This window comes from Paenibacillus sp. FSL P4-0176, from assembly GCF_037975265.1.
Classification (GTDB): domain Bacteria; phylum Bacillota; class Bacilli; order Paenibacillales; family Paenibacillaceae; genus Paenibacillus; species Paenibacillus amylolyticus.
Map to the genome: position 1 here is coordinate 4,798,921 of NZ_CP150242.1, position 13,396 is coordinate 4,812,316.

Here is a 13,396-nt window from a genome sequence, read left to right on the forward strand (position 1 = left end):
GTTTCCCTTGGTACTACAAACCCAATTGTTTACTCTGCCTGTACTCTGAGGGTTTCATGTGAAAGTGTTTATGAAACACCTTGGAGAAGTAACGGCGCTCCTTGAACCCTGTTGCTTCCCCAATCGCTGTTATGCTCCATTCGGTTGTACTCAACAATAAAGCGGCACTTTCCATCCGTTTCTGCGTCATATATTCCACAAAAGTAACACCCATTTGGGTTTTAAATAGCTGGCAAAAGTATCCCGGGCTGATTCCAAGCCAATCTGAGACTTCATCTATTCCCAAGTCCTGTTGCAGCCGTGCGTCCATATACTCACATGCAGAGAGGATCAGTTCCGATACAGAAGGACGTGGTTGCGTTTGTTTGCCCTGAGAGGCATGGGTAACGACCTCTGCAAGTTCAAGGAGTTCCCTCATGGATACAGCTCCTTGCAGTGCATTCCAAAAGTTCACTTCGTGCTCTTCAGCGAGGGCCTGTATTTCACGCAGTTCCCGAAGCACGTGTACAAGCATAAACCGAAGATTGGTTTCATCTATCCTGTTGAAGGATTGTCCTGAATTCCCCATTTGCTGTTTAAGCCGCTCCAATACATCACATAACCCCTGCTTGTTCCCTTGACGAATCCACCGAGTAACAAGCTCCAGATCTTCTCTTGTAATCCATGAGTTAGCCCCTTTGGAGGCCGTATGATCATACGATAAGGTGGTTTCGGGACAACTCGCCTTCAGCACCTTGTCTTCACTCTCCGAATGGGACATCAGTATTTTTTGACAATGCCGGTATCGCTCCAGAATTTCACTTTCCAGGTTCACGGGCACAGCACCCTGAACAACCCTGACCTTCACACTTGAATCCAAGGACAATATCGCATTTAATTCGAGACACAGTTGATGGGCCAGTTCCTCTGAGCGACGTTTCCACTCACCTGATGCCTCCAGCAAGATGCACCACTCCCCTTTGCGAGTCGAAAGAATCTGACAGTCCCCCTCAATTCTCTCTGCTACTTCCCTAAGTCTGGAACTTAAGGTCTCATGCCATCGTTGGTGCTGAAGCTCGGACCAGCCGATAGAATGGCGAAAATAACCGACCGCATCCACCAGCAGCAACGTATACGGTGTAGCAGTTGTTATGAATTCAGGAACAGAGGCAGGATAGGCAACCTTCAACGGTGCTTCTCCTCGCAACAGGTCAATCAACTGTTTGTGTCTGATCCAGCTTTCCATCTCTTGGCTGCGATAACGTTGCGATTCGTTTTCCAGACGTCTCTTCTGGATCTGTCCGGCAAGTTCACGCAGTTTATGTTCCAGATTCAAATAATCAATGGGCTTACATATGTATTCATGTACGTTATACTTGATAGCAGTTCGAGCATATTCAAACTGCTGATACCCGGTCAGCAAAATAATCTCACACGTTTCACCCTGCTCTCGCAGCAAACGAATAAGTTCCAATCCATCCATAGACGGCATTCGAATATCACACAAGAGAATGTCCGGATGACTTTCTGTTACTTTCCCCAGCGCTTCTACACCACTTCTCGCTGTACCTGTGATTTCAATCCCCATCTCTTCCCAGGGTAAAATGTAGTTCAGATTCTCCAGAATCGGCAGCTCATCGTCGACCAGCATTGCAGTCAGATTCATCCGGCTTCCTCCTGCTCATATAATGGAATGATGCATCGAATAACTGTGCCATACCCCGGTGCTGAACATATAAATATGCCATACCCGGCCCCGTATTGAATACGAATTCGATCTGCCACACTTCGTAATCCCAATCCCCTGCGTTCCGTTATGGACGATAATGATTCCGCCCCTTCCGCGAGCATATCTTCCGGTGGATCTTCTGCCATATACTCAAATCGTGCGAGCATTTCCTGGGGAATACCGATCCCATTATCCTCAACACATAACACCAGATGACCCCGTTCTGCATATGCGCTTATCCGCAGTACACCTGGATAGGTGATCCCCTCAAACCCATGTTGAATGCTATTTTCCACCAGAGGCTGAAGGGTAAGCTTAAGCAGAATTGAGCTGTATAGATGGGGTGGAATGTCAATCTCATAGGTGAACAAATCACTGAACCTGTACTGTTGAATCTCCAGATAACTCTGCAAATGTCTTATTTCCTCACCCAGCGGAATCTCCTCCTGATCCTGAATGCTGATACGAAGCATATTGCCAAGTCTGGTCACCATCTCGCTTACTTTACGGCCCTCCCCACGCAGCGCTAATCCATTAATGGATTCCAATGTGTTAAACAGAAAATGAGGTTTGATCTGGGCCTGTAATACACGTAGTTCCGCTTGGGCCTTCTGCTCTTGCTCTGCACGAACACGACGGAATAATCCCCCGATCCGATCCAATAGTTCATTGAACCCTTGCGCAAGCAGCTGCATTTCATCGAACCCTTTTCCTTCCACCCTTGCATTAAAATCACCATCATCCACACGACGCATAAACCTTACAAGTACAGCAATGTTACCCGTAATGCGATTCATGAAAAAAAGATTAAAGATCATCGCTGCGAGCAGACATGACAGAATAATGATGACAGACCAACCTGCAAAGGCATTGGTTTCCGCAGATAAGGCTTCCCATGAAGTCACACTGACGAGACTCCAGTTATAGTTCTTCAGATGATATTGTGAAATGATGCTCTCCTTGCCGTCAAAGACCGTTCTGACGCTACTAAAGCCAGGACCGTAACGGCTGGATTCAGCACCAAGGTTTTGCATGTTCTCACCGTTATATATACCTGCAGGATCATAGACAATCAGCCCTTCTTCATTAATTAACAGGAATGATGTATCCTGTGCCGAATCGCTGATTTGCAGGTGACGGAAGATCCGGTCGATCTCTCCTTTTTTGATCTGAACAACAAGCACGCCGATATTTTGAAAATAACTGAGTTCTTTGACCAGTCTGATCTGGGTGAAGACAGGCTCTACCCCGGTTAATTCGGGATATTCCAGAGGTGCGAGCCATTTAGGCACGCCATTAAGTTGCTGAATTTCGTTGAATAAGGGATGCACTTTGAATTGCTGAAAAGGAAGGGCTTGAAAATTTTCTTTGGTGAAAATGGAGACAATCTGGTTGTTCTCGGACGAACGCAAATCATATAAAAAGGCATAACTAATGAACGGATAATTATATAGAAGGGAACGGAAATTGCGCTGGCTGGCATTCAGGGATAACTGATTACCGGTTCCCAGATCCTGCTTGGTCGGATCTTTGGCATTCAACGCCATTTGAAAAACCGATGTCGCTATCCCGTTGTCGGTCACATTATTAATCTGCTGAAATACATTCTCGATATTGTAGCTGATGGCCTGAAGCGCATATTCGGCCTGTTGATTGTATTTTTTCTCAATCGTATGTGATGTGACCAGAAACATGCCAATGCCCAGCGCACACATCGGTACAATAATCAGCAGCAGAAATGCCAAAGCCAGCTTCATTCGCAAGTTCATATCCCGTTCTCCCTATTCACTGGTTCATGGTATTAACCTTTGACACCACCTGCAGTTACTCCTTCTATAATTTTCTCCTGGAGTATAGCGTAGATCACAAGTACAGGTACAACGCTGTATACAATACCTGCCGACATCTGAGCATAGTTCATCTGATATTGATCCCGAAACTGGACCATGCCCACTGGCAGCGTACGCAATTTATCGGTGGATAAAAAATAGTTGGCGAGTAAAAATTCGTTCCAGTTGCCGAGGAAATTAACGATAAAAACCGTAACAATGGCTGGAACTGTAAGAGGTATCACTATTTTAGCAAAGATACCCGGGGCCCTCAAGCCGTCCATGACCGCCGCTTCCTCAATTTCCCCAGGCAGAGAACGCATAAAAGCCGCCAGGATAATAATTGTAAAGGGGATCGCATTGGCCACATAGGGCACGATCAATGCCAGATGTGTATCCAATATGCCCATTTTGCGAACAAGCAGATAAATCGGAAGCATAAGTGCATTGTTGGGAATAAGCATGCCCGCCAGAATTAAACTGTACAGAAACAGGCTCCATCTCCGGTGTCTCATCCGGGTTACGGCAAAAGCAAACATGGCACCGAGCACAATCGTACACGCCGACGATAAAATCGAAATGTACAGGCTGTTCCAGAAATACGTGCCAATCTTGGCATTCACCCAGGCCTCCACGTAATTGTTAAACTCCCATGTTGTAGGCAAACCGAATGGATTCAGGGCGATTTCATTGTTATCCTGCTTGAAGGAAGAGAAAATTACAAATAAAAAGGGAAACAAAATCGCGATTAAATACAACATTAACAACACATGAGGTATACTGCTTCTTATGCTTTTCGCCATCAATATTCCACCTTCTCGCCCCGCCTCGCCACCAGCAGTTGATACACCGCAGTGAGCACAAGCGTCAGAGCAAAGATCAGCACTGCAATGGTATTGCCATAACCATATTTGAAGTTAGTAATTGCATATTTGATCATATATGTCGCCAGAACCTCGGTGGACCCAGCGGGCCCACCTTTGGTCATGACAATCACGATGTCGGCTGCTTTCATGGCACCTGCAATGGACAACATGATCACCACTGAAATGATCGGCCGGATCAGCGGCAACGTAATTCGAATTGCACGTTGTACTGCCGTTGCCCCATCAATTGCAGCCGCTTCATCCAGATCACGGGGAATCGCCAGTATGGCCGCCAACACCATGACAATGTAAAATCCCGTCCACTGCCAGGCATTGGTCACCAAGATCGACAACATGGCAAATCGGTTATCCGATAACCAGTAGATTGGATCGATTCCAAGCACATGAAGCATTTTGTTTAATAGCCCGATATTCGGTTCATAGATGAATCCCCATAAAATACCGATAACGGCTGTCGACATGATGGATGGTAAAAAAACAGCGGTTTTATACAGACCTTTCAGCCTTTTCACATTGGCAATCAGAAGCGAAAACAGGACGATTAGGGGTACCTGAATCAGTACCGAAAATCCGATGAAAAAGCCGTTATTCCGTGTGGAAATCCAAAAACGTTCATCGGTCAGTGCCTTCACATAATTGGATAAACCCACAAAACGTGGCTCAGCCGATACCCCATTCCAACTCGTCAGACTGTAATACAGGGAGCTAGCAATAGGGTATAGAAAGAACATTACAAACAGAATTAGGGCTGGCATTACAAACAACGTATAGATTAACGGGCTGCGGAGTGAAGTATTCATGGTCAGCCTCCTTCAGTCACTTCAACGATCGCAGTTTCGACTTGAATTGGTTTATTCCACTGAGGCGTTTGCTTCCTCTTGCACCTTTTGCAACTCTTCTGCCATTTTCTCTGGGGTGGTCTGCCCACCAATCAACTTCTGAATCTGCAGATTGCTGATCTCTGTCGTCACATCGGCCTGAACAAGTGCATCAAATGCCGGGAACGACGTCTTGGACGCATTAAGCACAGCCACAATTTCTTTCATCAGATCATCGGTAATGCTATCGGTCAGCACTTTCTCGTCCAGCTTCATGGCAGGCAACACACCGTCTTCCACAAGGCCGCGGATCTGCATATCTTCATTGTAGAAATTTTTGATAAAAGCTTTCACTGCGTCCAGCTTCTGCGGGTCATCCGCCACTGCTGCCGAGAATCCGTATCCATTGTTCACATCTCGCATCAAAGACGTCTGATCACCTGCTCCGTTCTCTACCGGAGGCATATTGAAGAATCCAACCTTGCCAATGAGCGATTCACCGCTCTGACCTTCCTTAAATACAGATGATTTCCATGTTCCGTCATACATTAATACCACTTCTCCACTTGTAAATTGCGTGGTATATTCGGCATACTCAAAGCCCAGCTCACCTTTTTTGAAATAACCCTTATCCACCCATTCCTTATGTTTGGCAAAACCTTGCACAACACCCGGATCGGTCCACTTCGCTTCACCTGTTGCAAACTTTGCAGTAATCTCCGGCCCGGCATACCGGGACCACAGATGGTTGGTTAACATAAGCGGCACCCAGCCCGCCTTAGATGCGGAAGCAAGCGGCACTTTGCCATCAGCCTTGATCTCAGCCAGTATATTGTCCAGTTCAGCCATGGTAGTTGGGGCTTTCCATCCTTTTTGTTCGAAGTACTCTTTATTATAGAAAAAACCTTCGCCCGAACCGCCAATCGGCAGTCCATATACTTTGCCTTCATACGTAAACGGTTCAAGGGATGTAAACTGGTCTTGAATGCCCAGCTCTTGCAGGATTGGGGTCAGATCAAGCAACATACTTTCCTTGGCATAAACTTTGGAATCCGGGCTACCGAACAGTTCAAATATATCCGGCGGGTTACCTGCCGCCATCTCTCCGCGAAGCTTTTCCTTACGATTCACATCGGATTCGACGCCATCCAGCGTAAAGGTCAGATTGAGTATCTCTCCCTCAACTTTGTCCACAACATCCTGCAGAATGGCCAGTCTTTTCTGTTTGTCGGCTCCCACCTGTGTGTGGCGGAGAAGCATTTCAACCGGTTCCTTACTTGTTTCCTCCACAGGTGTATTGCCTGCGCCTTGCTGTGGCTCGTTACTTGAGCTTGCACATCCCGCCAAAGTCCATGAAGTGATAAGCAATAATGAAAGCAGTAATGTCATTCTTTTTTTCATCTGGTTGACCCTCCTCAAGATATTGAGCGTTTGGCTTTACACTCTGATTATAAAAAGCCGGAGCTTACATCGTAAGGATGACAATTCATCAATGGAGGGATAAAATCCTTCACTGGACCCATAATCTTGCATTTACAATGGATAACAGCAAAAAAACAGCCCCTGCGAAACATGTTCGCAAGGACTGCTTGGGTTAAAATATAAGTTGAACTTAACAATAATTACACTTGCCACTCCGATGACAGAACAACCTTCCGATCGCTGTTATCCCCAGATTATTTTCAATTCACTTTTACAAAGGTGAGAATCTGGGGATAGCATATGCTTCCGATGTAGCTTTCTTGCGGAAGCTTTTAGGCGAACGCTCCGCTTCTTCAGCTTATTTCTGTCCTCTTCGTTCTCGTGTAAAAAATTAGTTCAAATTATATAGATCCTATATATAACGGTAGTTACTTACCTGAACAAGCCATGCCAGCCGTTTCCTGGCGACCTTGTTCGATCAGGCGATACGCCCGCTCCACTTCTTCTTCACTTGGTGAAGGAACTCCATCCAGTGGATATACTTTACCGAGCGCCTCCCATTTGTAGATCCCCATCTGATGGTATGGAAGAATTTCGAACTTCTCGACGCCATTTAATGTTCCAATAAACCGTCCGAGGTTAAGCAGATCCTCTTCCTCGTTATGAATGCCAGGCACATACACGTGCCGAATCCACATTTTCCGACCTTGCTCCGATAACCACTTGGCCGTTTTCAACGTTCTCTCGTTGGATTTGCCTGTCAACTTGATATGTTTCTCATCATCAATATGTTTGAGGTCCAGCAGAACCAGGTCTGTGTGATCCAACAGATCGTGAATCCGTTCCGGTTCGTTAAACCCGTTGCTATCCAGTGTCGTATGCAATCCCCAGCGCCGCTTCACTTCCTTGAAGATCTCGGCTACAAAGTGAGCCTGTAACGTTGGTTCTCCGCCAGATATCGTGAGCCCGCCTCCGGAGCTGCGGTAGTAAGACAGGTAAGGCTCAATTTCAGCCAGTACCTCCTCAAGCGTCATTTCTTTTCCGCCATCCAGCGCCCAAGTATCAGGGTTGTGGCAATATTGACATTTGAGTAGACATCCTTGCATAAAAAGCACAAAGCGGATGCCTGGGCCGTCAACCGTCCCGAAAGTTTCGAGTGAATGAATATGTCCGTTAACCATGCTGCCTCTTCCTTTCTGTATCCGCATCCGCTGTGCGTTTAATATGATTTGGAATACCTTGCTCTAGCGGTCTTCTACTAGCAAATTACTTACATCGAGCCATGGAACGTACGGTTGATGACATCCAACTGTTGTTCACGAGTCAATTTAATGAAGTTAACGGCATATCCGGATACCCGTATAGTCAGTTGTGGATAGTTTTCCGGGTGATCCATCGCATCAATCAATTGCTGACGATCAAATACGTTAACGTTCAGGTGATGAGCGTTTTGACCGAAGTAACCATCCATCATCGCAGTCAGATTGGATTTACGTGTAGTCTCCTCTTTACCCAATGCTTTTGGCACGATGGAGAAGGTATTGGAAATCCCGTCAAGACTGTGTTCATAAGGCAATTTGGCTACCGAGCCAAGGGATGCCAGTGCACCTTTTTTGTCACGACCATGCATTGGGTTTGCACCTGGAGCAAATGGTTCACCTGCTTTACGACCATCCGGTGTAGTCCCTGTTTTCTTACCATATACCACGTTGGAAGTGATCGTCAGAACGGATTGTGTTGGAACTGCGTTACGGTAAGCTTTGTGCTTGCGAATCATGCCCATGAAGTTCTCGACCAGTTCAACAGCAATGCTGTCTACGCTGTCTTCATTGTTACCGTAACAAGGGAAGTCTCCTTCGATTTCGAAATCAACAGCGATGCCTTGTTCGTTCCGAATTGGTTTTACTTTGGCATATTTGATCGCACTCAGTGAATCTGCTGTAACCGACAGACCAGCGATACCGCAAGCCATCGTACGTACAATGTCACGGTCATGTAATGCCATTTCGATACGCTCATAGCTGTATTTATCGTGCATGTAGTGAATGACGTTGAGGGTGTTCATATACAGCTTAGCCAGCCACTCCATCATTGGTTTGAAGCGTTTCATAACCTCATTGTAATCCAGCACTTCGCTAGTAATGGCAGGATACTCAGGTCCAACTTGTGCTCCGGATTTCTCGTCACGACCACCGTTGATCGCATACAGGAGAGCTTTTGCCAGATTGGCACGAGCGCCGAAGAATTGCATTTGTTTCCCGATCTTCATCGCCGACACACAGCAAGCAATACCGTAATCGTCACCGTAGATCGGACGCATCAGATCATCATTTTCATACTGGATTGAGCTGGTTTCGATGGATACTTTACTGCAATAATCTTTGAAAGCTTCTGGAAGTTTCGTTGACCAGAGAACAGTCAAGTTTGGTTCTGGTGCAGGACCCAGGTTGTGCAGTGTATGCAGGAAACGGAAGCTGTTTTTGGTTACACGTGTTTCACCATTCACGGACATACCACCGATGGACTCAGTCACCCATGTTGGATCTCCACTGAACAGTTCGTTGTAATCCGGTGTACGCAGGAATTTGACGATCCGCAGTTTCATTACGAAATGGTCAACCAATTCCTGAGCCTGTTCTTCGGACAAAATCCCTTCTTGCAGGTCACGTTCAATGTAGATATCCAGGAAAGAAGATACACGTCCGAGTGACATCGCAGCACCGTTCTGTTCTTTGATCGCAGCCAGATAACCGAAGTACAACCATTGGAATGCTTCTTTTGCTGTTGTCGCTGGCAAGGAAATATCGAACCCGTGCATATCGCCCAATTGTTTCAATTCTTGCAATGCACGAATCTGTTCAGACAATTCTTCCCGCAGACGAATGACATCTTCATCAATAACATCAACTTCGAGTGCATTCAGTTCGCCTTTTTTGTTACGAATCAGGAAGTCTACCCCGTACAAAGCTACACGACGATAGTCACCGATGATCCGGCCACGGCCGTAAGCATCTGGCAGACCTGTAATAATTCCTGCTTTACGCGCTGCACGCATGTCGGAAGTATAAGCATCGAATACACCTTGGTTATGTGTTTTGCGAATGTTTGTAAATATATCAATGACGCCCTGTGGCATTTCAAAGCCATATGCCTCACATGCGTCAATCATCATGCGAATTCCGCCTGTTGGTTGAATGGAACGTTTGAACGGAGCATCGGTCTGAACGCCGACAATCTGCTCTTTGGATTGATCCAGATAACCGGGTTGGTGAGAAATAATAGTACCTGGTGTGTTCACGTCAACGTCAAGGACACCGCCGTTATCCCGTTCTTTTTTGGTCAGATCAGATACGATCTCCCACAATTCTTTGGTATTCTGGGTTGCACCTGCGAGAAATGCTTCGTCACCGTAATACGGAGACAAGTTGTGTGCCAGAAAATCATTCACATCTACGGATTTGGTCCATGTTCCTTTGGTAAAGTTTCTCCAGCCTGTTTGTTGTTTGACATCTTTTTCAATCACCGACATCGTAATCCCTCCACTAATTTGGATTTCTGGACACATAACATCTTGCTTCATTCGTAGCATTGTGTGCCCAGAGCCGCGATTAATGTGAATTGTTTCACATAAACCGGAACATGTTCTCTCTACTTGGGAACCGGAACCGCGGGATGAATGTTTTTCTTACATTTTCAGTATACGACTTGGGGCTTTCATCATCTGTGATTTTTGTCACAAAGCCAGTGAACTAACTCACTCCACCTGCGCTGTGTCCCATTGACCCCTGTAAATTCACACTTAGCCACTGCGCGGGCAGAACAACTTCCGATCGCTGTTATCCCCGGATTTTTTCAATTTTATATTTCAAAGGGGAAAATCCGGGGATAAAGGCGAACGCTCCGCTTCTTCAGTTTTTTCTGCCCACTCCGTTATTATGTTAAAGACGGCAATCGGGGCTCCCCTCTCGGGGAACCCTGATCTTCTTGCCGTAAAGCACGCTTTGTTCTAAATTTATTATTCAAACTTTCCGTAGAAAGCGTTGCGGTATACATCAGCCAGTTCAGTTACCAGTGGCAACTTCGGATTGGCGGTTGTACATTGGTCTTCGAAGGCACGGTCTGCCAGATAATCGACATGTGCTTCAAAGTCTTTGGCATCGAATCCGATCTCTTGGAACGATTCTTCAATACCCAATGTTTTGTTCAGTTTGCGAATCGCATTGATGAGACTGGTTACGCCTTCTTCTGTTGTACGAGCAGGCAATCCCAAGATGCGGGCAATTTCGGCATACCGCTCATCCGCTACAAAGTGCGAATATTTCGGGAACGATGCAAATTTGGTCGGTTTTTTCGCGTTGTAACGAATGACGTGTGGCATAAGAATCGCATTGGTGCGTCCGTGTGCGGTGTGATACTGACCGCCCCATTTGTGCGCCAAGCTGTGGTTAATGCCCAGGAATGCGTTGGCAAACGCCATACCTGCAATTGTGGAAGCATTATGCATTTTCTCACGTGCCAGTTTATCGCCTTGCAGCGCAGATTGCTCCAGGTATTGGAACACCAGTTGGATTGCTTTGATCGCAAGTCCATCCGTGTAATCATTTGCCATAACAGATACATAAGCTTCAATCGCATGCGTCAGTACGTCCATACCTGTATCGGCAACCGCTGTTCTAGGCAGGGAGTATACAAACTCCGGATCGACAATCGCTACGTCTGGAGTCAGCTCATAGTCGGCCAATGGATATTTGGTGTTACCTTGATTTTTATCTGTGATAACCGCGAACGATGTCACTTCAGAACCTGTACCGGATGTTGTTGGGATTGCTACAAATTTCGCTTTTACGCCGAGACGTGGATATTTGTAGATCCGTTTGCGGATATCCATGAATTTTTGTTTCAGATCGTTGAAGTCCGTGTCCGGATATTCATAGAACAACCACATGGCTTTGGCAGCATCCATCGGTGATCCACCGCCGAGTGCGATAATGCAGTCTGGTTGGAAGCGGCGCATCATTTCGGTTCCGCGATCTACCGTTGTTGTGGATGGATCTGGCTCAACATCGGAGAACACTTCGATTGCTACCGGCATTTGGCGTTGACGCAGATAGTGTTCTACCTTTTCAACATATCCAAGCTTCACCATCATGGCATCCGTAATAATGGCCACACGTGTGATGTCAGGCATTTTGGCAAGATACTGCGTTGCCCCTTTTTCGAAGTAGACTTTGTTCGGCACTTTGAACCATTGCATATTCACGGTACGGCGAGCCACCCTTTTCACATTGATTAAGTTCACAGCGGTTACGTTGGAAGAAGTCGAGTTACGTCCGTATGATCCGCATCCCAGTGTCAATGAAGGCATGTTTGTGTTGTAGATATCCCCGATGGCACCGTGTGTGGATGGTGAGTTCACAATAATCCGTCCGGTTTGCAGACGATCTGCGAACTTGCCAATCACTTCTTCATTTGTGGAGTGGATAACCGAGGAGTGACCCATGCCGCCAAATGCAACCACTTCTGCTGCACGTTCAATGCCCTCTGCTGCCGTTTTAACTTTGTAACAAGCCAGTACCGGGCTTAATTTCTCAGCCGACAATGGGAATTTGGTACCTACCCCTTCAATTTCGGCCACGAGAATTTTGGTGCCTGCTGGAACTTCAATACCGCACAATTTGGCAATGCTCACCGCAGATTGACCAACAATCGCCGGGTTCACCGCACATTTCTCGGCATTAATCGCACCTGCTGTCAATTTTGCTGCTTCATCTTTGTTAACAAAGTAACAGCCATTTGCGATCATTTTTTTCTTCACTTGATCAAAGATCGGTTCTTCAATGATGACCGCTTGTTCAGAAGCACAGATCATGCCGTTATCGAAAGATTTGGACAGGATCAAATCCGTCACTGCCTGATTGATATCTGCGCTTTTCTCGATAAAGCAAGGTACGTTACCAGGTCCTACGCCCAGTGCAGGTTTACCACAGCTGTACGCTGCACGTACCATGCCTGATCCGCCTGTTGCCAGAATGAGAGCCACATCATTGTGATTCATCAGTTCGTTTGTACGATCCATGGAAGGATCATCAATCCACTGAATACAATCTGCTGGTGCACCATGTTTCACAGCCGCTTCCAGCAGGATTTTGGCAGCTTCCCGGCTACAATTCTGTGCAGATGGGTGAAAACCAAAGATGATCGGGTTACGCGTCTTGATGGAAATCAATGCTTTAAACATCGTCGTTGATGTTGGGTTGGTAACTGGTGTAATACCCATGATGATGCCGACCGGCTCCGCAATTTTTTGGAAGCTTTCATACTCGTTATCTTCAATCACACCTACGGTTTTATCGTACTTGATACTGTGGTACACATATTCTGTTGCAAATATATTTTTGGTGATTTTATCCTCATATACTCCGCGGCCAGTTTCTTCTACGGCCATCTTGGCGAGCATCATGTGTTTATCCAGACCCGCAAGCGCCATTGCTTGCACAATCCGGTCAATCTGCTTCTGGTCCATCTTCATGAATGCGGCGTGTGCTTTATTCGCTTTGTCGATTAACGTTTGAATATACTGACCTGCTGTCGGTTCTTTTGCTGGGGCGACTTCGTTCTTTACAGCCATCTCCCTCATCCTCCTAAAGGTTCGTATTAGTTTGTCTCTCTCGTTTACATTCACATCGTAACATGACAATAAACTTAATTATGTGATTTTTTTCACAAAGTATA

8 protein-coding genes are annotated in these 13,396 nt (G+C 46.2%); all 8 read right to left on the reverse strand.

Annotated elements, in window-relative coordinates; translation table 11 throughout:
- Window positions 1–13 precede the first annotated feature (13 nt).
- The 8 genes from MKY95_RS22310 to adhE all read right to left on the reverse strand — a co-directional run bounded on the left by MKY95_RS22310 (window position 14) and on the right by adhE (window position 13,292).
- On the reverse strand, window positions 14–1,645 hold the full coding sequence (locus MKY95_RS22310) for a response regulator (protein WP_076318960.1): 1,632 nt from the start codon (window positions 1,643–1,645) through the stop codon (window positions 14–16).
- Window positions 1,642–3,477 (reverse strand): sensor histidine kinase, encoded by a 1,836-nt coding sequence (locus tag MKY95_RS22315; RefSeq protein WP_036674969.1) that lies wholly within the window; start codon window positions 3,475–3,477, stop codon window positions 1,642–1,644. The genes MKY95_RS22310 and MKY95_RS22315 overlap by 4 nt, the downstream gene beginning before the upstream one ends.
- Window positions 3,478–3,509: 32 nt before the next feature.
- Window positions 3,510–4,340: a carbohydrate ABC transporter permease gene (locus tag MKY95_RS22320; protein ID WP_076318959.1), complete on the reverse strand. Its 831-nt coding sequence runs from the start codon at window positions 4,338–4,340 to the stop codon at window positions 3,510–3,512.
- Entirely contained in the window at window positions 4,340–5,224 is an 885-nt protein-coding gene (locus MKY95_RS22325; RefSeq protein ID WP_339194453.1) for a sugar ABC transporter permease, read from the reverse strand. Before MKY95_RS22325 ends, MKY95_RS22320 begins: the two co-directional genes overlap by 1 nt.
- Before the next feature lie 51 nt (window positions 5,225–5,275).
- A complete protein-coding gene (locus tag MKY95_RS22330; RefSeq protein ID WP_076318957.1) occupies window positions 5,276–6,643 on the reverse strand; it encodes an extracellular solute-binding protein in 1,368 nt (455 codons plus the stop codon).
- Between the two features lie 449 nt (window positions 6,644–7,092).
- Window positions 7,093–7,845 carry a pyruvate formate-lyase-activating protein gene (gene pflA / locus MKY95_RS22335; RefSeq protein ID WP_036614436.1) on the reverse strand — a complete coding sequence of 251 codons (753 nt, stop codon included), beginning with the start codon at window positions 7,843–7,845 and terminating at the stop codon, window positions 7,093–7,095.
- Window positions 7,846–7,934: 89 nt separating this feature from the next.
- Entirely contained in the window at window positions 7,935–10,193 is a 2,259-nt protein-coding gene (pflB, locus tag MKY95_RS22340) for a formate C-acetyltransferase (protein WP_036614438.1), read from the reverse strand.
- Window positions 10,194–10,679: 486 nt separating this feature from the next.
- Window positions 10,680–13,292 (reverse strand): bifunctional acetaldehyde-CoA/alcohol dehydrogenase, encoded by a 2,613-nt coding sequence (adhE, locus tag MKY95_RS22345; RefSeq protein WP_074095716.1) that lies wholly within the window; start codon window positions 13,290–13,292, stop codon window positions 10,680–10,682.
- Window positions 13,293–13,396: the final 104 nt, after the last annotated feature.

Excerpts from the sequence above, each read along its gene's own strand:
- MKY95_RS22310 (WP_076318960.1), bottom strand. The coding sequence starts at position 1,645 with ATGAATCTGACTGCAATGCTGGTCGACGATGAGCTGCCGATTCTGGAG.
- MKY95_RS22315 (WP_036674969.1), bottom strand. The coding sequence starts at position 3,477 with ATGAACTTGCGAATGAAGCTGGCTTTGGCATTTCTGCTGCTGATTATT.
- MKY95_RS22320 (WP_076318959.1), bottom strand. The coding sequence starts at position 4,340 with ATGGCGAAAAGCATAAGAAGCAGTATACCTCATGTGTTGTTAATGTTG.
- MKY95_RS22325 (WP_339194453.1), bottom strand. The coding sequence starts at position 5,224 with ATGAATACTTCACTCCGCAGCCCGTTAATCTATACGTTGTTTGTAATG.
- MKY95_RS22330 (WP_076318957.1), bottom strand. The coding sequence starts at position 6,643 with ATGAAAAAAAGAATGACATTACTGCTTTCATTATTGCTTATCACTTCA.
- pflA (WP_036614436.1), bottom strand. The coding sequence starts at position 7,845 with ATGGTTAACGGACATATTCATTCACTCGAAACTTTCGGGACGGTTGAC.
- pflB (WP_036614438.1), bottom strand. The coding sequence starts at position 10,193 with ATGTCGGTGATTGAAAAAGATGTCAAACAACAAACAGGCTGGAGAAAC.
- adhE (WP_074095716.1), bottom strand. The coding sequence starts at position 13,292 with ATGGCTGTAAAGAACGAAGTCGCCCCAGCAAAAGAACCGACAGCAGGT.